We start from the raw sequence: 21,279 nt of genomic DNA, 5'->3' as shown, positions 1-21,279 counted from the left end.
ACATTGCAATTCAAAGCGTCTGTTTTCTGCAACTACTTGCGATTCCACGACCAGCCCCGGTATACTCAATGGCATCAACATCCATCGATATATTAGCTTGATTATTACCCGCCCCCTCAACAGGCGGCTCGGAATGATCTCCGCCAGATTATGAAGGATCAATCAGTGAAACAGCGACTCCCCCTCCTCACCCTCTGTCTGCTTACCCTCGTCTCTGTTTTAACTCAGCCCAGGAATGAGCTGTCAGCGAAAGACTGGCCGACTTATCTCATGGATCGGGAGCGTGCTGGTGCCACATCGGACAGCATCCAGACTCCCCTGGTCCCTGCCTGGCAATACTCGGCTCCAAGTGCACCTCAGACTGGCCAGACCGATCCCGGCGAACGGGTCATCGAAGGCCACGATCTGGAATCGCGGGTTGATTTTGACGATGCCTTTCAGGTCGCGATCTCTGCAGGAAAGGTCTATTTCGGATCCTCGGTCGATCATCAGTTGCGTTGCGTTGATCTGAAAAGTGGCCAGATACTCTGGCGTTTCTTTACCGGCGGGCCGATTCGCCTCTCCCCGACCGTCCATCAGGCGAAAGTCTATTTTGGCTCCGATGATGGATTCGTGTATTGCCTTGACGCAGCAACTGGAAAAGAGATCTGGAAACTGCGGGCAGGGCTGAACGAAGAAATGATTATTGCCCGCGGAGAAATGGTCTCACGCTGGCCCGTCCGCACAAACGTACTGGTCGATGAAGGAATCGCCTACTTCGGTGCCGGCATTTTTCCCCATGAAAATATTTACCTGTATGCCGTTGATGCCAATTCCGGAAAAGTAATCTGGAAAATCGATAATCTGAGTCAGACCAGCGCTGGTCGAAATGAACTCTCACCCCAAGGCTATATTCTAGCTAATGATGATTTCCTGTTTTTCCCCTCTGGTCGTTCTCTTCCCGCAGCCTTCAATAAAAAGACAGGGGAACAGGAACACAACCGATCTTACAGTTGGCGCAGCACTGCGGGTGGTGTTGTCGGCGGCACCCAGGCGCTGCTGGCCGATGGACAGATCTATTCGATGGGTGCTCACCATATTCTCGCCCTGACTCAGGATGAAGGCGATGTGGGCTTTGCCTGGATCAATGGACAACAGATGGTGGTCAAAGATGAGTACGCTTACCTGGCCACCGATACGAGCCTGTTAAAGGTCAATCGGCTCGAGCATGCCCAAGGTTCTCAGAAAGCCCACGCTAATGAAATGACCATCAACGGCCTGTTCCGTAAACTTCGCAGCCTCAAAGGCGACAAAGCCACAGCGGCCCGGGATCAGATCAAGAAATTACAGGAAGAAAATAAACAATACACTCAAGCAGGAGTCATCTGGGAGAAGCCAATCGTTGCCCGTGACTCACTGATCGTGGCGGGAGATAAAGTCATCGCCGGCGGTCAGGAGCAGGTGCTGATTCTCGAAGCCGATTCCGGCAAGGTCCTGCAGACATTGAAAGTCAAAGGGAAGGCCCGAGGCCTGGCTGTTTCTGATGGTCAGCTGGTTGTCAGCACCTCCGCTGGCGACATCATCGGTTTTGGCTCCTCAAGTACTCCGACTGAAAAGCTGACGGAACTCGATACCGTCTCAACAGAGAATCCATATGCGGACAATGCTGCGTCTGCCCGTTACCAGCAGGCTGCTCAGGACATCCTGAAAAACACGGGAGTCCAAGACGGTTTCTGCCTGGTTCTGGGTGGTGAAGAGGGACAGTTGGCTTACGAACTGGCCCGCAACTCAAAGTTGAAATTCTACTGTATCGAACCCGATGCTGCCAAAGTTGCTGCAGCCCGGGAAAAACTGAGCCAGGCAGGCTACTACGGACATCGGATCACATTCCATCAGACCGAACTATCGCCGCTGCCTTATTCACACTACTTTGCAAATCTGATTGTCTCAGACACACTGCTCAAAACAGGAAAAGTCCCTGGGATTCCGAAAGATGTCGCCACGCATGTCAAACCATTGGGAGGCACCATCTGTCTGGGAACCCCCGCCGCCCCGAAATCAGCAACAACGGATTCAGTCAGTCTGACAGGCTGGCTCAAAGATACCGGCCTTACCGAAACCGCAGAGATTAAGACTCAGGATGGCTACGCCCTGCTCATCCGGGGAGCCCTTCCAGGAGCCGGCAGCTGGTCACATCAGTATGCTGATCCGGGAAATACCGCCAGCAGCAAGGATCAACTCGTCAGAGGTGGTCTGGGTGTGCTCTGGTTTGGCGACCCCGGTGAAAAGAAAATGGTAAACCGCCATGAAGGGGCAGTAGGTCCACTGGCAATCAACGGCCGCCTGTTCATTCAGGGTGAAAGCACCATCATGGCCTTCGATGCCTATAACGGACTGTTTCTCTGGGAACGTGAAAATCCCCAGGCCATCCGCACCGGTGTATTCCAGAACCAGAACCCTGGTAACCTGGTCGCCAGTGAAGACAGCCTGTTTTTCATGATGAAGGAATATTGTTATCAACTGGATGCAGCCACGGGGAAAACGGTCAAAAAAATCCCCCTGCCCGAGCAGTTCAATGATGGCAAGCACGAATGGGGATACCTCGCCTATCAGGATGGCTTGTTGTTCGGTACCGCGACGACTCGTCAGGAACTCGCTGCCCGGCAGATCCGCCGCGGTCGCAGAACTGAAGATTCAACGGACGCCGTTTTTGCAATCGACGTCAAAACAGGTAAACCTGCCTGGACCTATCAGGGCAAAAGCATCGCGCATCACACCATCGCCATTGGTCCGGAAGCCGCTTATTTTATCGATAGTTCCATTACCAGCGAGCAGCGGGCAGAGATTCTCCGTCAGGACAAATCACACCTGAAAGATTTGACCGGGAAAGAACGGGAAATCGCAGAAGACCGCCTGAAAAAACAGGACCTGCGTCTCGCAGTCGCCCTCGACGTCAAATCGGGCAAAAAACTCTGGTCCACCCCAGTCGATGTGACTGACTGTAGCGAAATTGGCATTGGGGGTGGAAAACTTACGTTGCTCTACCAGAACAACGTTCTGCTGCTCTGTGGCGCCAATGCCAACGGTCATTACTGGAAACAGTTTATCGCCGGCGATTTCTCGCGACGTCGACTCGTTGCTCTGAATGCAAACGATGGTGCACTTCTCTGGAAGAAGGACGCCAACTATCGCCATCGTCCCATCATCGTGGGTGACAAGGTAATTGCTGAACCCTGGTCCTACGACCTCTACACCGGTCTGCAGCACATGCGGAAACACCCACTGACCGGCAAAGAAGTTCCCTGGAGTATCATGCGGGAAGGACATCACTGCGGCATGCTGGCCGCCTCCGAAAACCTGTTGATGTTCCGTTCCGGTTTCACCGGCTTTTATGACCTGGAAAAAGACGCAGGCACCCGTCACTTCGCGGGCCATCGTACGGGTTGCTGGATCAACGCGATCCCAGCCAACGGTCTGGTCATGATCCCGGAATCGAGTGCCGGCTGTGTCTGTCTGTTTTCGATTTCGTCAACGATTGTGCTCGAACCGCGAGAAGAACGAAAACACTGGACTATTTTCAGCTCGGTCGGTCCGAAAACACCGGTCGATCACATGGCCCTGAATATGGGAGCTCCCGGTGACCGGCGGGATGCCCGCGGAACTGTCTGGATGGCATATCCGCGTCCGAAGCCCAGTCGCGAAACGGGGCTCGACTTCAAATTTGATATCAGTCCTAAATTCAACAGTGGTGGTGGCTATAACAGTCTGAATGAAACTACGCATCCTGTGAAAGAAGCAGAACCACCCTGGGTCTATACTTCCTGGGCACGGGGATTGAAAGAATGTACGATTCCGCTACTGGGGAAAGATGACGAACCTGCATCCTATTCGGTGCAGCTCTCCTTCTCGGAACTGGAACCCGTCTCTGTCAATGACTCTCAGGCAGCCCCCCTGTTTACAATTAAACTGCAGGGCAAGGTCGTGCAGGAAGATTTCAATCCACATGGAAAACAGGGAATTCAGGTTCTGAAATTCGAGGGAGTACCAGTCAAAGACAATCTTCATCTCGAACTGGCCCCGCAAAACGAAGCAGCCCAGCAAATGCCGGCTGCACTAAGTGGAATTGAAATTATTCGCACAGATTCATAGACTGACTTCAGTTTAATCACTGAAGTCAGTTCTCTGAATCAAGCGAGATTACGTGAAATCCCCACTCAAGTATCAATACCTCGTCGTCTTTCTGACGCTGGCCTTAATCAGTTTCAGCAGGCTGAATTCAGTTCAGGCCTTGGAATTAACGCTCGAACCGCCGGGAGATCGTGAGTTCGTTCGCGATCTGGCCGGCATGATCGATGAACCGGCAAAGAAAAAGATCCAGGAGATTTGTGACAAACTGCTGACAGATAAGGCGACGCCGATCATCGTTGTCACCATCGATTCGATGGCCAAACATGGCGGCGCTGATATGCGGATCGAAACCTTTGCAACGATCCTCTTCAACCAGTGGCAGATCGGACACGCCAAACTGAATGATCAGGACTGGAATACCGGCATTCTGTTACTGGTGTCTAAAGATGATCGCAAGGCACGCATTGAGCTGGGAGCCGGCTGGGGGCGGGAAGACGATGCCAAGTGCCGTGAAATCATGGACGACTACATCATCCCCCATTTCAAACAGGGACAGTTTTCACAGGGAATTCTGGCGGGAGTCGAAGCCCTCGATAAAATGGCACGCAAGCTGGCAATGCCTGCCAAGCCACAGTCTGCTTGGAGCTACGTCATCATCGCAGTGGTGATTGGCCTGGCCATTTTCACCATCGTCTCTTTAATTCGCCGCGGATCCAGTGGCTGGGCCTGGTTATTCTGGGGCGTCATCTTTGCGGTAATCGGCACGATTCTCTACCAGATGCTCACCAACCGGGGAGGTGGAGGAGGCGGTTTCAGTGGCGGCTCATTCGGAGGGGGCTTCTCCGGTGGTGGCGGTGCCACCGGCTCGTGGTAACCAGATCGTTATTCCCCAGTTTCCAGATCGAAAGCTCATTTCCATGCAGAGCGCATTTAACTTTTTAACCGAAGAACAACAAAAGCAGGTTGAGCAGGCCGTTGTTGACGCCGAGGGTAAAACATCCTGTGAGATTGTCCCAGTACTGGCAACCGCTTCAGGTCGCTACGATCGTCCGGAAGACGTTGTGGGGATCTGGTTGACCGTCATCACAGCACTGGGCTTCTGGTATTTCTTTCCCCGTGTTCAGGGACAGGCAGGTGACTGGGGCGGTTTACCCGTCATTGTCGAACTGATTCTGGCGGCCCTCGCGATGGTCATCGCGTTTATTCTGGGAGCGATTGCCGGAAGCCGCATCGGCTGGCTTCGTCGTCTGTTTACGCCCCGCCAACAGATGCAGGATGAAGTCGCCGCTCGTGCCCGGGAGATCTTTTTCGATAAGCGCGTCCACCACACCGAGGGGGGGACCGGAGTACTCATCTACATCTCCCTGTTTGAGCATGTGGCAGTGACACTGGCTGACCAGGCGGTCATCGACAAACTGGGGCAGACTTTCATTGATCAGATCTGCCAAAAACTGACAGCAGGTCTCCACTCAGGGAAGGCAGCTGAAACGATCTGTGAAGTCATTCGAGAAATCGGCGAACAGGCAGCTAAGCCCCTGCCTCGTGCCTCTGATGATAAAAACGAACTGCAGGACGCCCTGGTTCTGATTGACTGACACGACTCCAATGTAGGCGACTGATGTGAGCCATTAAATATTGGCCAGTTGCAACTTAGCAGCTGTCGACTTCTTGGAAAAACTGGTATAATGAAAGTAAGCAGCTGTAAAAACACAGCAAGATTCAATCTGACCAATTGATCTTTGTTTTCAATAGAATGATCCAAAGTAAGGAACCACAACCATGACCAACCGCAATCGCATGGACGAACTGATCAGTGCTCTGCAACAACAACGCGATGAACTGGCCTTGAAAATTCATCTGGGAAAGAAAGAAGCACAGGACGAGTGGGAACAGGTCACGGATCGGTTTGATAAACTGAAGGACGATTATAAACCGATGAAAGATGCCGTCTCGGAATCAGCTGGCGGAGTAGCGGACGCGCTATGGAATGTCGGCAAAGAGATCCAGGAAAGCTTCCAGCGAATTCGTAAGTCACTCTGATCCTGATTTATTCAGGTAAGGCTTTGAGCCAGATTGAATTCAGCCGCAGTCCCTGAATCCCCTCGGGGGCAGCGGCCCGAATTGTGAGCTTCTGTGCTCCCTGTGGCAGAGTCAGCGTGCCCGTCTTGGTTTTCATGAAGACATTTTGGCTTGTCGTCATGGGGAACTTACAACTCAGGCTCTGATCCCCTACTGTCAGTTGCAGAGTTCCGCTTGTCGTGGGTTCCGAACGATATCCATAGCTGAGTTCGACCTCATAACGGCCCGGTCTCAGTACGTCCAACTGCCAATGCGCGGTACTCTTGTTGGATTTCCAGCCATCAAGGGTATCCCAGTCATATCCGTCGAACGAATATTCGAGTCCGTCACCATCAATGATGGCCCAGCTCGGCTGTAACTCGACAACCGTTTCCGTAGGATCTCCCACAGGTATCGCAGCCGGCTGATATTCCTGCCCCTGAGTCACATCATCGAACCAGCGGTGAAACTCATTTCGCAGGCGGGAAGCCTCTTCGGGGTATTTCCGGGAGACGTCCTTGGTCTCACCTGGATCTGCTGTGAGGTCATACAACTGACCAGCCGGCTCCTGCTGTTTCTTTTTGCCTTGAGGATCGTGTCCTACCAGCTTGAACCGTGGACCGTGAATCGACCAGCGATGCCATGGATTCGGTGTGTAACGATCCCAGGTGTGATACAGGTACTCGTGAGGCGACTCACCTCCCCCCTGCAGCATGAGAGACAGGATGGATTTTCCATCAAGGTCAACACCTTCGGGAATACTGACTCCCGCCAGTTCGCAGAACGTGGGAAACAAATCAATCTGAGCTACCAGCGCGTCGGTCTGTTTTCCTGCTGGAATCTGACCAGGCCAGCGGACGACGAAAGGCACGCGCGTCCCCCCTTCATAGGCACTCCCCTTGCTTCCTTTAAGGCCCGCCTTGAACGCCTTGCTGACGCCTCCATTATCGCTGGTATAAATCACCAGCGTTTCTTCATCCAGTCCTTGTTCCTTCAGCATTTTGAACAATCGACTAAGATTTTGATCAATGCGTTCCACCATTCCATAAATGCGTGCTTCTCGGAGAGGTAGCCCCTTGGCGAGGTATTTTTCGATTAGCTTGTCCCCCTCCGGTTGACCGAAGTGAGTCGTATCCAGCAAAAAAGGAGAATGCGGTGCATTGAAGGCCAGAAAACAGAAGAAAGGCTGCTGCTGGTCGCGTTTGATAAAATCGATCGCCGCCTCAGTAAACAGATCAGTAACATAGCCACGTGTTTCGACCGGTTGCCCGTTTACCACCACCTGGTCTGGATTCGAATAGCGTTCGATATGACCATGGTAATGACCGAAGAAATGATCGAAACCCCGCCGGTGCGGTTGATATTGAGAATAACGCCCGAGGTGCCATTTTCCGAACAACGCCGTCCGATAGCCGGCTGATTTCAGCACCTGTGCGATCGTCGTCTCATTCCGGCCCAGCGTATCACCACCAAAACGCGTGTTATAAAGTCCGGTCCGCAGATAATGTCGCCCCGTCATCAATCCGGCACGCGTGGGAGCACATACCATGTTTGCATGGAAGTGTGTGAACGTGACCCCTTCCGCCGCCATCTGTTTTAAAGCAGGCGTTTCGATGTGAGGGTTGCCAGCAACTTCCGTGTCCCAGTATCCCTGGTCGTCAGCCATAATCAGCAGAATATTGGGCCGCTTGGTTGGTTCCTGTGCCTGAGCATGTTCCAGAGACATCAGACAGATCAGACCGAATACCGCCGTCAGGAGGATACGTCGTACTTTCATGAAAAACAGCCTCAGTCTTGGTGTTGAGTTGCGATTGCAGTTCATGCCTGTTTCAGACAGTTCTCCAGATAGGCGCGAGAACGGTTGATCTCAGCCGTCACCTGTTCCGCGGTAGGCATAATCGGAATTCCGCGGGGTACGGGATGCATGAAGATTTCGGTTCGTCCCTGGTAGTTGATCTGTTTAAGTGCTGCGAGGACGGGAACAAAATTCAGGTCACCTCGACCAGGCAGTTGCAGGAGTTCCTGTTCCTTGGGAAGTTTCTTAATACAGCCCATGCCGTGTTGCCAGGCCTGGAAGTGCACGAGCCGTTCATCCAGATCTTGAATCAGCCGGGCCATCATCTCCGGATCCTGTTCCAGGTGATAGGGAGCCAGCGCGATTCCGAAGTTTTTCGCTGGCAGCATTTCCATCAGCCAGAGCTGTGTATCCGGATCATTGATTAATCCACCTCCATGATTCTCCAGGCCGACAATGACGCCCTTCTCAGCAGCAGCATCGACATGCGGTTTCAGCTTTTCGGCAAACTTTTTAATCGCAGCTTTCAGTTCGGCCCCTTTCAGACCTTTGGGACCTCCGCTGTTACAGATCACCATGTCACCGCCCAACTGCTTGACCAGGTCCATCTCGCCCTGCATGTTGAACAGGCCATACTTGAAACAGGTAAAGCTGCCCAGCTTGACGTTGTATTGATCAAACAGCTGCTTTGTCTTTTCGACGCCCAACTCGTCAATCTGCTCGCGTTGGTTCCCGTGCCGTTTCGCCCAGATCTCCAGATATTGCGCTCCCGTTTTGGGAGTTTCCTGCAGAATCGTTTCCAGGGGGAGTGTCCCATACATACAGGAAGCGACAATGTAGTTCAGTTGAAATGCCTTTTGTGGTGTTTTAGTCGCCGCAGCCAGAGTGTTGCCAGCCAAAGTCGCTGCACAGGCTGTTCCCAGCAGTCGTTTATTAAAACCGCGACGAGTGATCTGTTCGTGCATTGGTCTGTCTTTCTAAAGTTCTGTTTCACTCAATTGATCAGGATACCACGCGGTCCCCACCTTTAAGGAACGGTACCGCCAAATGTTTGGGCTGACCGGTTTCCGGATCATAAATTGGTTCCGGTGAATATTGGGTGACGTACGCCCGACGCATTTTATCGGTCGTATTAGCACCACTGCGATGGAAGGTGAGAGAACTGAACACAGCCAGGCTCCCTGCGGGAACGACTGCTGTGACTCCCGGTTCCTTACCGAAGTAGCCGGTTTTGTCGCCGGTCTCAGGATCCCGAATGTGTTCCACTAAGGAACGGATACCAACCGTCGAAAAGGGCAACACATCAACGGTCCCGTTTTCCACGGTCATATCATCTACGGCCGCCCAGACCGTCACATAGGGACGATGATTGAACCCCAGGTAGCCAGAATCCTGGTGCCAGGAAAACTTGATCCCCTTCTCCGCCGCTTTGACAACGTACTGATCGTAAAACAGATACGCTGTGTCTCCGATGGTGGCCTTACAGATTTCCGCCATCAGATCGCCAAATACATATTCAGTCAGACGTGGCGCCTGATCGTATTTTTTCGCGATGTGGTAACGTTTGCCTCGATGGCTAATATGAATATGGTCTGTTCCCAGCCGATCCATTTCCTGATGCATCAGATCGATCAGATGAGCACAGGAATCCCGAATGATCTGTAGATCCTCTTCGGGGATGACCCTCTCCAGAATAAAATATCCCTCTTCCTCAAACTGACGTTTATGCTCTTCCGTGATGATCCCTGTGGAAACCGACATGATTGCTCCTGGTTGTAGAAAAACGGGACAGGCGAAACTTGTTTAACGCTGAACTGACTACGGTTCAGGAATCAGTGATTTCGTAACCTTTTCTCTGCTCCCGTTTGAGCCACGTATTGGCTTCGTCGTCTCCCACAAACAGTTCCTGTTCGGGATCCCAGGTCAGCTTACGCCCCAGGCGTTGAGAGATATTGCCGATATGACAGACTGAAACTGAACGGTGCTGATTCTGCACACTCGAGATCGGCGTTTCGCGAGATTCGATGCAGTCGAAGAAATTGCCCATGTGATTGACAATCGCATCCAGTTTGCCCATCCGGGGAGGTCGGGAGAGATTGTCGTGAGCATAGACATTAAACTTTTCGCGGGGCAGTGGATTCTGCTTCAGATCCTCGACGGGTTTACCGGCGATCGTCCCCCGGTTTACAAACATTCGTCCCTCGTCACCTTCAAACATGACGCCGGTTCGACCGGTGTCATTGACTTCCAGAATCACCCCGTTGGCATAGCGGGCCTTCAAATGGTAGTCGAGGGCAACATTGTAGCCGTTTTCGACGTTCGGAAATGTGGCGGTCCCTTCGATATCGACAGGACCGGTATCCTGCATTCCAGCTCCCCACTGGGCGATATCAATGTGATGCGCGCCCCAGTCAGTCATCTGGCCCCCCGAATACTCATACCACCAGCGGAACGTATAGTGACAACGTTCCTTAATATAAGGCACATCAGGAGTCTGCCCCTGCCACAAATCCCAGTTTAAGACTGAAGGGACAGGCTCGGGCTTGAAGGGACCACCCGTTTTGTTTTTACTGAGCGTGACGGTCACCTTCTTCAGGTTGCCGATGCGTCCGTCATGTACCATTTCAACGGCCTGGCGGAAACGATGATCGCTTCGCTGCCAGGTTCCGACCTGCACGACCGCGTTGGTATCTTTGACAACCCGGTTCAGGATCTTACCTTCATCTACGGTCAGTGTGAGTGGCTTTTCACAATAGACGTCTTTCCCGGCCCGGCAGGCATCGATCAGCATTTTAGTATGCCAGTGATCGGGTGCGCCGATCGTTACGACATCAATGTCGGCCTTTTCAAGCATCTCACGGTAATCTTCAAACAGTGTCGCTTTACCGCCAAACTGCTTGCGGGCCTTCTGCGCGATCTCACGATCCACGTCGGCTATCGCGACGATGTCGCCATATTCCTGCGCTTTATCTGCGATGACCGATCCCTGGTAACGCATACCAATGGAACCAATCTTCAGCCGCTCGTTTGAGTTCCGTGACTTTTGAGCAGAGCGTGCCGTATTGACGAAGACCCCCGGTGCCAGGCAGGCAAGCGGCAGACCGGCTGCAGAAGTTTTCAGAAATGATCGACGTGTCAGTTTCCGTGAAGTCATTACACTCTCCTGTTGCGCTGGCAAGATTGGTTATTGAATTCAAATCAGAACTGGCTCTGGGCTTCATCCAGCATTTTCATCCAGGGTCCCATATAGTGTCCGTGGTCATGGTAGGTGCGGCCGCTGACGAGATTCCCGTCAATCACACAGGGCTCATTGACAAAAATGCCGCCACAGACTTCCAGATCAAACTGGCACTTAGGCACAGTGGCCATCCGACGGCCTTTGACGCACCCGGCCCGCGCTGGAATTTCCACTCCGTGGCAGACGGAAGCGATCGGCTTTCCGGTTTCGAAGAAATGCTGTGTGATGCGGATCAGATCCTCATCGTCGCGAATGTACTCTGGCGCACGTCCACCACTGAAAAAGATACCCAGGTATTCTTCTTCTTTGATATCTTTGAAAGCGATGTCTGCTTCGATCGAATACCCTTCCCATTCTTTGGTGATGGTCCAGCCCGGTTTGACTTCATGCAATACCATCTGGTACCGCCGTTTTTCGGGAGCTGCGACGACAGGTTCATAGCCTCCCTCAATCAGGCGATAGTAGGGATACAGCGTATCGACAGTTTCTGTGGCATCACCAACGATGATCAGCACCTTGTTCATTCAAGTCTTTCCTTCTACGTAAAATATGAACTTCGAACGGAATTAATTTTACGAGGGATCCCCTCCCCGTCATTACGGATTCCCATAAACATTATCAGGTTTTGCGTATCAAATCACAATTATGACCTGAAAATGCTCCAGGATCTTGTCAGCAAAACGTTAATTCAGTGCATTTTAGCACGATAAGAGCCCGGCGTTTCCCCCAGTTTCTCCTTGAATATCGTGCTGAAATGCTGTGCGTGCCGAAATCCAACGCGTTCCGAGATCTGTGCCAGAGACAATTCGGTCGAGACGAGCAGTTCTTTGGCCCGTTCCAGCTGGTTGCGGAGAATCTCTGCTTTGGGAGAACGTCCAATGGCCGCTTTCATCTGTCGTTCCAACGCGGTTCGAGACAGCGGAACCTGTTTGAGAATATCCCCCACCTGAATTCCACGACAGGCATTCTCGCGAATGAACCGCAGCGCCATGGCCAGCTCCGGATCATCCACGGCGACGACATCGGAAGACTGACGTGTCACAATTCCCAGGGGATCAATCATGAACGGTTCTTCCGGGACTGGCTCCCCCTGCATCAATCTGCTCAACAACGCTGCCGCCTCGTAACCAATCCGGGCTGAGTTGAAAGCCACGCTCGAAAGTGGCGGCCGGGCCATCATGCAGAGGATCTCGTCATTTTCGACGCCTACCACGGCCACCTCATCGGGAACCGAGATTCCTGCCCGGTCACAGGCATCCAGCAACCAGAAACCGAGCTGATCGGTACATGCCATGATCCCCACCGGTTTGGGGAGACCACGTACCCAGTTTGCCATCTGTTCCTGGTGCTTCTCCCATTCGCGAGGGGCCTCCGAATCTTCTGCCGCGGAAAACACACTCACTTCGTAACCCGCCTGCTGGATCGTTTGAATGTAATTGTCCCTGCGTTCTTCAAAATAGACTTCGATACCGATTTCATAGACACCGAAGTGACGAATCCCCCGTTCGAGAAAATGCTCGGCGACCAGTCGTCCCATGGCCCGGTTATCGATCCCCAGAAACGGAAAGGCATGCTTGAGTTTCGTCGACCGCAGTTCAACGGTGGGAATCCCGGAAGCGGTGATCGCGTCGGCCATTTCCTGGCTGGTCGTTCGACTGAGAATTCCATCCCCTTTCCAGCGGGAGATCCAGTCCGGAATCTGAGAATCCAGGGAGCGGGGCATCAGAAACACAGACCACTCTTCATTCTCAGCGATAAACTGACGAATGCCGTTCAACAGCCCGCGCCCATGGGAGCGGGAGGTCTCAATCAGCAGTGCCACGTGGGGAATGGAAGAGGAAGTCATGTGATCAGCAAGCAGATGTTGTCAGCGGAATATTTCAAGATGGATTTAAAAGCCACTTAATCTTTTACCGGAACGCCGAATTCTATTCAATCAAGATCGAAACAGTTCAGATGAGATCGTACAATAGGCTTCAGTATCTCAGCCGCAGATTCTCTGAAAAAAAGCGACAATGAAAGGCTTTTGGATTGTATAAGATTAAACTGGCTCAACCGGGTCATTTTCTGGATGTAGCAGCCCTGGACCGTATCGCCTGGCCCGAAGAGCCGGACACCTATATCCCTGATGGTGAGCATGCCTGGCGGCTCTGGTGTGAGTATGCGACGGTTCTAATTTCTGTGGAGTCGCAGCCCGATCAAAGAGAACGCGTGACAGGAGCGCTCTTGATGTTCCCCACAAATACCAGTGAAATTTTTCTTCACAAAATCATGGTCCACCCTGATTATCGCGGCAAGGGAATCGGCTCGGCCCTGATGCAGCAGGCACTGCAAGACGCACAAGACGTCGTTCTGCTGACCGTAAATCCGGAAAACACCCCCGCAGTCAAACTCTACGAAAGCTTCGGATTCAATGTTCGTACCCGGGTAGAGGGCTACTATCGCCCTCATGAGCATCGTCTGATCATGGAATTCCAACCGACCACTTAAACTTCAGGCAGGAACAACCTCAATGAATCAATCAGAGCGGGCACTCATCCTCGGAGCCGGCATCAATGGCGTCGCGATCGCCAGGGAACTGCTGCTCAACGATATGCCGGTGACGATCGTCGATCAGGGAGATCTCTCACAGGGGGCGACGTCGAAATCATCCCGCTTGATTCATGGTGGACTCAGGTATCTGGAATATGGCGATTTTTCACTCGTAAGTGAATCGGTTCACGAACGGGGCATCCTGTTGAACCTGGCTCCCCACCTGGTTAAGCCCCTGCGTTTTGCAATTCCCCTGTCTCATCGGGCATCGGGAATCCCCTCTTCCGGGCTGCGGTTTCTGAGTGGCTTCCGTGTGCCGGGCGTTCCCTGGCTGACCTCGCATTTGAATTTCTCTTCAGAACGCGGACTGTATCTGGTCAACATCGGACTGACCCTCTACGACTGGTTTGCATCAAAGGGAAATCTCCCTCGCCATTCCGTTCATAATGTCGGGGAAACGGGACTTCCTCAAATCAATGCGTCCAAATTCCGCTGGATGGCCTGCTATTCTGATGCACAAATGCGATTTCCCGAACGCTTCGTCGTCGCGCTGCTGCATGATTGTCAGCGTATTGCCCGTGAGAAAGGCATCGAATTCGAACTGCTGACCTACCACCAGGTCAGGCTCAAAGAGCGGACCGCGGTGATTCGCAATCTGCATGCGGACGCACAACCTGAAAGTGAATTCGTTCCAACCGTTATCGTCAACGCTTCGGGGGCCTGTGGTGATCTGACGCTGGAACAGATGGATGTACCGTCCCCCCGTCTGATGGGGGGAACCAAGGGTAGTCACATCATTTCGTTTCACCCTGGGCTGCGTGAGGCGCTGGGCACACAAGCTGTCTATTCCGAAGCCAGCGATGGTCGACTGGTTTTCATTCTCCCCTTTGGCGACTCCACCTTGATCGGCACGACCGATGTTCGCGTGGAGGGTAATCCGCTGGATGTCACCGCGAGTCCGGAGGAACTGAAATACCTGGTAGAGATGGTCAACATGGTTTTTCCCCAGGTCGAACTGACCCTCGATGATATCAATCTGCATTACAGTGGTGTTCGTCCTCTGCCTTATCAGCCACAGGGGAAAGCCGCCTCGATCTCCCGCGATCATTCGCTCAAAGATTACGAAGGTCCCTTTGGCTGGATTGTCACATTGGTCGGAGGCAAATTGACTTCCTGGCGGGCCTTTGCCGAAAAAGTTTCTGATCGGATCCTGCGCAAACTGGGAAAAAGTTATTTCTCACAATCCAAAACCCGCCTGGTTCCCGGAGCAGAAGGCTACCCGCAGACAGAGTCCATTTTCAACACGGAACTGGATCGTCTTGCCGAAAAATACTCGCTCCCCCGGGACAGCATCAAGGCACTTTGGACGCTACAGGGAACCTACCTGGAGGAGATACTCGATTCGCTCCCCGAGTTTTCTCCGGAACTGATCCGGGGGACTTCGCTGCCACGCCAGTATGTTGCCTGGACCATTGAGCATGAGTGGGCAGAAACTTTAGGCGACCTTGTCGAACGTCGTTTAATGCTGATCTTCTCCGAAACACTCAAGGAAGAGACATTAGACGATCTCACAGAATGCCTTGTTGCAGCCGGTAAAGTGTTACCTGAGCAGACTCCTGATCTGATACAATCTTACAAAACGCACCTTGATCAATTTTACGGTAAAGCGGTTGTTACAACGTAAAACCGAAAGGTCTTCTCATGAATTCTTCCCTTAAGTCACCGTCTATCTCCTTACTGTTGGGAATTCTGCTGACTCTATTGCTGCAGAGCACTTCAATATCAGCAGGTGAGCCCGTCCCTGAGGGCTGGCAACAGATCGCGATGCGCGAACCGGTCAAGCCGGAGTTCAACTATCTCCCCCAGGGTTCCTTCGATGGTAAAGGGGCGCTGGCAATCTCTGCTGCACCCGACCAGACAGAATCGCATGGAGCTTGGGTAAAAACATTCCCGGTCAAGGGAGGACAGGGATATCGTTTTCATGTCTGGAGAAAAACCGAAGGACTGTCTGTTCCGCGTCGCAATGCAGTCGTCAAAATCACATGGCTCGATGAAAAAGGGAATCTGATTCCTTCGCGCGTCCAGGGTGCCGATGACAGAGTGAGACCCGTATTCCCCGCAGATGGAAATACCAACAAAGCAGGCTGGACCGAAGTAACTGACGTGTATCCGGTCCCGACAGAGGCGACACAAGCCAAAGTAGAACTGCATCTCCGCTGGGCCGGTCAGGGACGCGTTCTGTGGAGTCTGCCGGAATTGAATCCGGAAGCTGCTCCCGCGCAGCGAATCATCCGACTGGCATCCGCTCATTTGCGTCCTCGCAATGGAAAGTCAGCGATGGAGAACTGCCAACAGTTCGCTCCGCTGATCGCAGAAGCAGGTAAGAAACAGGCTGACCTGATCTGTCTTCCGGAGTGTCTCACCATGTGCGGCACAGGCCTGGATTACGCAGATGTGGCTGAACCGGTCCCCGGCCCTTCAACCGAATATTTCGGCAAACTCGCGAAGGATTTTAATCTGTATATTGTGGCAGGCCTGCTGGAACAATCGGGAGACCTCGTTTATAACACAGCGGCTTTGATCGGCCCTGATGGGAAGCTGGTGGGTAAATATCGGAAAGTCTGTCTTCCCCGTGAAGAAATTGAGCACGGAATCTCGCCAGGGAAAGAATATCCGGTATTTGACACCCGCTTCGGGAAACTGGGAATGATGATCTGCTGGGATGTTCATTTCCCTGAAGTGGCCCGGAACCTGGCCAACAATGGGGCTGAAGTCATTGCCATGCCGATCTGGGGCGGCAATCCGACACTCGCCAAGGCACGTGCCATCGAAAATCAGGTCTTTCTCGTCACCAGCACCTACACCGATCCCGACCGAGACTGGATGAAAACAACGATCATCGACAAGGAAGGCAAGATGCTCTCGATCGGCAAAGACTGGGGCACACTGGTGATGGCAGAGGTGAATCTGTCCCAGCCGAAGCTCTGGCGTTTCCTGGGTAACTTTCGCGAGCGGATCTACCGTGAACGTCCCGTGGAAGGTTTTGTTGAACCGACGGAAACACGCTAGTTAAAACCTTTAGTCAACGGGGATTTCCCGGACCACCCTGAATGCACCGCGCGAAGGTGTCTCTGGTGGTCCATGACCGCGAATATAAGAAGTCATCTGGGCAGCGGGCTGTTGAAAGCCGCCCCCACGACGTACCCGTTCGCTGCCTTCTGTGGGACCTGTCGGGTTTTCGGAGGGAGAGCTGCGGTAATAGTCGGCGGCATAGAAGTCCTGGCACCACTCCCACTCATTACCATACATGTCATAGAGTCCGAATGGGTTGGGCTGCTTCTGTTTCGCAGGATATACTTTACCTTCAGCATTCCCCTGGAACCACGCATACTGCGCCATACCCTCGGGGCTATCCCCAAAAAACCAGGGGGTTTGTGTCCCCGCCCGGCAGGCGTACTCCCATTCCGCCTCAGTGGGAAGCCGATAAATAGCCCCCGTCTTTCGTGAGAGCCATTCACAAAACGCGACTGCATCATTCCAGCTGATATTGACGGCCGGCGCAGTTTTCTGCACAGGTAGCTCGCCGAGATTATTCCAGTAATAATTTCCCGACCGATTCCAGCTGCCACCAGTCATTCCGTACCCGCCAGCCCGTTCTGCATCTGTGCGATAGCTGGTTTCATCAACGAAACTCTGGAACAACTGATTCGACACTTCAGTCGTCCCGATATAAAACGGGCGTGTCAGTTTCACAGGATGTGTTGGCGCGTCATAGGCAATCGGATCTGATTCATCCGTTCCCATAACGAACTCGCCGGGAGGAATCAAAGTCAGATTGAGCATCACCGGCTCAGGACCGCCAGAGATTTTCTCACTGGTCTGAGCAGGCAATTGAACCTGTTTTGCATACTCTGCCTGAATCGTTCCGGCATCGAGCTGACCCGACTGACCTGGAGTCGTCTCCAGAGGACCAGCAGTCGAGTCTTCTGCCAACTGACGTTGCGGATTCCTGAACAGGAACATAAGCAGTACTGCTGCTGCGACCGCAGCGCCCCCCCAGATCAAGCCACGCCGTCTGCCTGCAGGAGGTGCCTGGTGTGGCACAGTGGTTCCAGCCATCACCGTATAATCGGATACCGCGGGCTGCTCCCTGGTCGTCTGACTGGCCCAGGCTTCTGCTGCAGTCGTTGCCTCTGTCTGGAAATCAGCAGACTCAGCAGCGGGGAGCATAGCTGTCTGCTCTGCATCGTAGCTGAGATTGAAATTATGCAGGTCCTGCAATAAATCGCTCACGCTCGAATAACGCTCGTCAGGTTCCTTGGCCAGCATCTTTGAAAAGATCTCATCAAAGTCCGTTGGCACCTGGTTGCAGATGCTCGACAGGCGAGGGATCGGCTGTTCCTTGTGCGCGAGTATCCGCTCGACTGTCGTCTCCCCGGAGTAAACGGGTTTCCCTGTCAGCAGGAAATAGAATGTGCAACCGAGACTGTAAATATCAGAGCGATGGTCGGCTAACCTGGTATTCCGTGCCTGCTCGGGGGCCATGTAATCGATAGTGCCCATGAAAATCTGACTGGAGGTGAGTTCAGTCTGTTCTCCGTTGGTGAGAATGTCCGCTGATGATTCCTGCAGGCGGGCCAGCCCCATATCCAGGATTTTCAGATCTCCCTGATCATCGACTAAAATATTCGCTGGCTTTATATCCCGATGAATCACTCCCTGGGAATGGGCATAATTCAAACCTTCCGCGATCTGCTGCAGACAATGTAACGCGTCTGCAAAATCAAGCGGTCCCGATTCCCGTACCAGTTGAGTGAGGCTCTCACCATCGATGTATTCGCAGATCAGATAATGGATCCCCTGTGATTCCCCTGCATCGTAAGCGGTTACAATATGGGGATGAGACAGGCGCGCGGCGGTCTGCACTTCTCGCTCGAATCGCTTCAGCCGTTCCGGATTCTGATCCAGATCCGCACGAATTACTTTGAGCGCCACAATCCGTTTCATCCGCCGATGAATGGCTTTATAAACCGTCCCCATGCCCCCTGAGCTGATCGGTTCCAGAATCAGATATTCGCCAATCAACAACGGACGGCATTCCGGTTCAAGCAGCATCTGACTCTGATATGTCGTAAGTCGACCAGACTGAGTCAGCAACTCTGCCATTTCATCTGCAGACGAAAGTGATTCAGCCGTTTCGAGAATTTCGGTCAGTTCAGAGGCAGCCAGGACCCCGGACTGAATAATCCGCTCCCTGTAGGACTCTATGGAATTTCCCTGAGCGCCTGATGACAGATCGTTCGCTTTTGCAGATTTCAGTTCAGCTCTGGCGGTTGCAATCGTTTCCGATAACCAGTCCTGGTCCAGCAGGGGAAACGGCTGCAGATAGTCGCTGACCTGCGGTATGTCACCAGTCTGAATCCGGTGTTCGATTTCCAGCGGTATCAGTTCTTTTAGAATTACTTCGCGATATTCGACGGCAACATGATCCAGCCAATCTGTAATTGATGGTAGATCTCCCTGCCTGAGCTCTGTTTCGAACTGGTCACACAACTGATTGATTTTGAGCATCAGATCTGAAGGGAGCTGTTCGAAATCTGTTCCATTTCGCGACTTCACAAATTGCAATCCTCTTGCCAAAGACGGGTAATCAGCTGAAGCTTCCGTTCAATCGTACGACGGGCACAACCCAGCTGTTCGGCAATTTCAGTTGTAGTTTCCCCTTCCATTTTGGCTAACGCAACCTGTCTTAAGGTCGAATCGCCGGTTTTGTCCAATAAATCGAGCAGGCGTTCCAGTTCCTCGGCCAGTTGGACAGTGAATTCCGGGGAAGGTTGACTCTGAATAATCTGCTCAAAATCAACGGGAGAACTTTGTTTGTTGCGTTCCGACTCTGTGCCGCTGGCACCACTGCCTCCCCGTTTTTTCCGATTCTCATGGCGTATCAGGTCAACGGACTTATGCGAGGTAATTGCCACCAGGAGCGGCCACAGGTTTTCTCGATCGGTGACCTGTGAAAAGCGGCCATTCTGCGCTCCCAGACAAAAACTTTTAAAAGCACTGAGCGCGACATCTTCTTCATCAGCCACGGCGCGTGGTGCCCCCTGCAGCTTTTTGCGAGCCACTTCCACCATTTCCAGAAAATAGGACTCCCACAGCCGCTGCGCAGCGCGCGCATCGCCCGTTTTTAACTGATCGATCCACTGTGTGACAGTCTCTTCGATTAAAGACATTCGCGACTGTTTTCCTGAAAATGAAACTCTGTCCGGGAACACTGAATTATATCGTATGCTGAGACGGTGCAACAGCTTAGACCGCTTTTCCGTGAAACAGAAGTATTTTCACAAATTTTGTCGCAACTTCATATTTGCTGTCGAATCTCCTGCAGAGACTTGAACGACAAAGCGAGAACAAAGAGATGTTTTCTGAGCCGGTATATCGTGTCCCCTTCGACAGAGAGAATGAACATGCGAAAATCGCAAACTGGAAATGCCCGCCTGCTTTACTGGATGCTTATCAGCCTCCTGATGGCAACGAATTTCATTTCCAACACCCAGGCCCAGTCCCGAAACAACACTAAAGATGATCTGCAGTCACTCAGCGATGACTTTGATGATCCTTCCACACTCAAAGACTGGAAGCGCATCTTTGAAACCGAACAGACAAACGCCGACCAACTGGAACGGTTTGACATTTCGCAAACCCGTAAGGGCTGGATGGTCATGATGCCTTACAGCAGCACCTGGTATATGGATTACCGGGGAATTCTGGTCTACAAACAGATTAAGGGAGACTTTGTCGTCACATCCCAGATTCGCGTCGCCCGGCGGGGGGGAGATGGTGCTCCGCGCAGCAATTATTCACTGGCAGGACTTATGATTCGGACCCCGCGACAGATCACTCCGCAAACCTGGAAACCGGGTGGAGAAAACTACATCTTTCTTTCACTAGGTGCAGCCAATCGTCCAGGAAGCTATCAGTTCGAAGTCAAGACGACCGTCAACAGTCGCTCGAAACTCGCTGTTACGAATGCAGGCACACCGATGGCTCAGATTCAGATTGCCCGGATCGGTGATGATTTCATACTGCTGAAAAAGACTCCTGATGGAAACTGGAATATCCATCAGCGGTATCGTCGAACTGACATGCCCACAGAACTTCAGGTAGGACTGACGGTCTACACCGATTACAGTACCGCATCCCGCTTACAGCCATTACAGCAAAATACGCAGGTCATTAAGAACGGTCGCCCCGATCTGGTCGCGGGTATTGACTATGTTCAGTTTCGACGCCCTCAAATTCCTGCAGGACTCAGCGGAAAAACACTCAGCGATCCCCGTGCTGTTTCTGATGCAGAACTCCTGCAGTTCCTGGGAGATCACGCCCTTAGTAAATAAGGTTATGTAACACTCTGGTGACTGAATTCGTCGCATTGTCGGTTTGCAATTGATTCCGTCTGGGGCTTATAATCTGCTTTGGTCTATCAATTTACGGAGTTTGTCCGTTCACATAGCTCTGAGCAAGCCCTCAGTGAATTTACGACAGGAGT

The 21,279-nt window shown here is 52.5% G+C and carries 16 protein-coding genes; 8 read left to right on the top strand and 8 right to left on the bottom strand.

Going from position 1 to position 21,279, the window contains the following annotated elements:
* Positions 1 to 165 precede the first annotated feature (165 nt).
* From FYZ48_RS24795 to FYZ48_RS24780, 4 genes are all read left to right on the top strand, one after another.
* Positions 166 to 4,128, top strand: coding sequence for a PQQ-binding-like beta-propeller repeat protein (locus tag FYZ48_RS24795; RefSeq protein WP_187782200.1), 3,963 nt, complete (start codon positions 166 to 168; stop codon positions 4,126 to 4,128).
* Positions 4,129 to 4,180: 52 nt separating this feature from the next.
* Positions 4,181 to 4,981 (top strand): TPM domain-containing protein, encoded by an 801-nt coding sequence (locus FYZ48_RS24790; protein WP_149345222.1) that lies wholly within the window; start codon positions 4,181 to 4,183, stop codon positions 4,979 to 4,981.
* Positions 4,923 to 5,702 carry a TPM domain-containing protein gene (locus FYZ48_RS24785; protein WP_149345221.1) on the top strand — a complete coding sequence of 260 codons (780 nt, stop codon included), beginning with the start codon at positions 4,923 to 4,925 and terminating at the stop codon, positions 5,700 to 5,702. Before FYZ48_RS24790 ends, FYZ48_RS24785 begins: the two co-directional genes overlap by 59 nt.
* 184 nt (positions 5,703 to 5,886) lie before the next feature.
* Positions 5,887 to 6,147 (top strand): hypothetical protein, encoded by a 261-nt coding sequence (locus FYZ48_RS24780; RefSeq protein WP_149345220.1) that lies wholly within the window; start codon positions 5,887 to 5,889, stop codon positions 6,145 to 6,147.
* A gap of 7 nt (positions 6,148 to 6,154) precedes the next feature.
* Here the strand turns inward: FYZ48_RS24780 and FYZ48_RS24775 are convergent, their stop codons facing one another.
* The 6 genes from FYZ48_RS24775 to FYZ48_RS24750 form a co-directional block, all read right to left on the bottom strand.
* Positions 6,155 to 7,942, bottom strand: a complete 1,788-nt coding sequence (locus FYZ48_RS24775) for an arylsulfatase (RefSeq protein ID WP_187782199.1) — start codon at positions 7,940 to 7,942, stop codon at positions 6,155 to 6,157.
* A 41-nt stretch (positions 7,943 to 7,983) separates the two neighbouring features.
* The gene (locus tag FYZ48_RS24770) at positions 7,984 to 8,925 is read right to left on the bottom strand and encodes a sugar phosphate isomerase/epimerase family protein (RefSeq protein ID WP_149345218.1); all 942 of its coding nucleotides are present in this window, start codon (positions 8,923 to 8,925) and stop codon (positions 7,984 to 7,986) included.
* A 37-nt stretch (positions 8,926 to 8,962) separates the two neighbouring features.
* Positions 8,963 to 9,721 (bottom strand): phytanoyl-CoA dioxygenase family protein, encoded by a 759-nt coding sequence (locus FYZ48_RS24765; protein ID WP_149345217.1) that lies wholly within the window; start codon positions 9,719 to 9,721, stop codon positions 8,963 to 8,965.
* A gap of 64 nt (positions 9,722 to 9,785) precedes the next feature.
* On the bottom strand, positions 9,786 to 11,114 hold the full coding sequence (locus FYZ48_RS24760; RefSeq protein WP_149345216.1) for a Gfo/Idh/MocA family protein: 1,329 nt from the start codon (positions 11,112 to 11,114) through the stop codon (positions 9,786 to 9,788).
* Positions 11,115 to 11,158: 44 nt separating this feature from the next.
* Complete coding sequence (locus FYZ48_RS24755; RefSeq protein ID WP_145041660.1) at positions 11,159 to 11,722, bottom strand: DJ-1/PfpI family protein; 564 nt, start codon at positions 11,720 to 11,722, stop codon at positions 11,159 to 11,161.
* Between the two features lie 164 nt (positions 11,723 to 11,886).
* Positions 11,887 to 13,044 (bottom strand): XylR family transcriptional regulator, encoded by a 1,158-nt coding sequence (locus FYZ48_RS24750; RefSeq protein ID WP_149345215.1) that lies wholly within the window; start codon positions 13,042 to 13,044, stop codon positions 11,887 to 11,889.
* Between the two features lie 185 nt (positions 13,045 to 13,229).
* Between FYZ48_RS24750 and FYZ48_RS24745 the strand changes: the two genes are divergently transcribed.
* From FYZ48_RS24745 to FYZ48_RS24735, 3 genes are read left to right on the top strand one after another with little or no spacing between them, the layout of a single operon-like run.
* Positions 13,230 to 13,688, top strand: a complete 459-nt coding sequence (locus FYZ48_RS24745) for a GNAT family N-acetyltransferase (RefSeq protein ID WP_145041662.1) — start codon at positions 13,230 to 13,232, stop codon at positions 13,686 to 13,688.
* A gap of 22 nt (positions 13,689 to 13,710) precedes the next feature.
* Positions 13,711 to 15,414 carry a glycerol-3-phosphate dehydrogenase/oxidase gene (locus tag FYZ48_RS24740; protein ID WP_149345214.1) on the top strand — a complete coding sequence of 568 codons (1,704 nt, stop codon included), beginning with the start codon at positions 13,711 to 13,713 and terminating at the stop codon, positions 15,412 to 15,414.
* Positions 15,415 to 15,431: 17 nt separating this feature from the next.
* Positions 15,432 to 16,799, top strand: coding sequence for a carbon-nitrogen hydrolase family protein (locus FYZ48_RS24735; protein ID WP_149345213.1), 1,368 nt, complete (start codon positions 15,432 to 15,434; stop codon positions 16,797 to 16,799).
* Between the two features lie 9 nt (positions 16,800 to 16,808).
* Here the strand turns inward: FYZ48_RS24735 and FYZ48_RS24730 are convergent, their stop codons facing one another.
* Both FYZ48_RS24730 and FYZ48_RS24725 read right to left on the bottom strand, forming a co-directional pair.
* A complete protein-coding gene (locus tag FYZ48_RS24730; RefSeq protein ID WP_149345212.1) occupies positions 16,809 to 19,349 on the bottom strand; it encodes a bifunctional serine/threonine-protein kinase/formylglycine-generating enzyme family protein in 2,541 nt (846 codons plus the stop codon).
* Positions 19,346 to 19,963, bottom strand: coding sequence for an ECF-type sigma factor (locus FYZ48_RS24725; protein ID WP_149345211.1), 618 nt, complete (start codon positions 19,961 to 19,963; stop codon positions 19,346 to 19,348). Before FYZ48_RS24725 ends, FYZ48_RS24730 begins: the two co-directional genes overlap by 4 nt.
* 234 nt (positions 19,964 to 20,197) lie before the next feature.
* Here FYZ48_RS24725 and FYZ48_RS24720 point away from each other — a divergent pair, with 234 nt between their 5' ends.
* A complete protein-coding gene (locus tag FYZ48_RS24720; protein ID WP_149345210.1) occupies positions 20,198 to 21,127 on the top strand; it encodes a hypothetical protein in 930 nt (309 codons plus the stop codon).
* The last annotated feature ends 152 nt before the right edge of the window (positions 21,128 to 21,279 follow it).

Source organism: Gimesia chilikensis (assembly GCF_008329715.1).
Taxonomy (GTDB): Bacteria; Planctomycetota; Planctomycetia; order Planctomycetales; family Planctomycetaceae; genus Gimesia; species Gimesia chilikensis.
The sequence above is the reverse complement of the archived record's forward strand: the minus strand, read 5'-3'. Positions and strand labels throughout refer to the sequence as shown.

Bases quoted from the DNA above. Each gene is read 5' to 3' on its own strand.
- FYZ48_RS24750 (WP_149345215.1), bottom strand. From the start codon at position 13,044: ATGACTTCCTCTTCCATTCCCCACGTGGCACTGCTGATTGAGACCTCC.
- FYZ48_RS24735 (WP_149345213.1), top strand. From the start codon at position 15,432: ATGAATTCTTCCCTTAAGTCACCGTCTATCTCCTTACTGTTGGGAATT.
- FYZ48_RS24765 (WP_149345217.1), bottom strand. From the start codon at position 9,721: ATGTCGGTTTCCACAGGGATCATCACGGAAGAGCATAAACGTCAGTTT.
- FYZ48_RS24720 (WP_149345210.1), top strand. From the start codon at position 20,198: ATGCGAAAATCGCAAACTGGAAATGCCCGCCTGCTTTACTGGATGCTT.
- FYZ48_RS24780 (WP_149345220.1), top strand. From the start codon at position 5,887: ATGACCAACCGCAATCGCATGGACGAACTGATCAGTGCTCTGCAACAA.
- FYZ48_RS24770 (WP_149345218.1), bottom strand. From the start codon at position 8,925: ATGCACGAACAGATCACTCGTCGCGGTTTTAATAAACGACTGCTGGGA.
- FYZ48_RS24755 (WP_145041660.1), bottom strand. From the start codon at position 11,722: ATGAACAAGGTGCTGATCATCGTTGGTGATGCCACAGAAACTGTCGAT.
- FYZ48_RS24740 (WP_149345214.1), top strand. From the start codon at position 13,711: ATGAATCAATCAGAGCGGGCACTCATCCTCGGAGCCGGCATCAATGGC.
- FYZ48_RS24760 (WP_149345216.1), bottom strand. From the start codon at position 11,114: ATGACTTCACGGAAACTGACACGTCGATCATTTCTGAAAACTTCTGCA.
- FYZ48_RS24775 (WP_187782199.1), bottom strand. From the start codon at position 7,942: ATGAAAGTACGACGTATCCTCCTGACGGCGGTATTCGGTCTGATCTGT.
- FYZ48_RS24725 (WP_149345211.1), bottom strand. From the start codon at position 19,963: ATGTCTTTAATCGAAGAGACTGTCACACAGTGGATCGATCAGTTAAAA.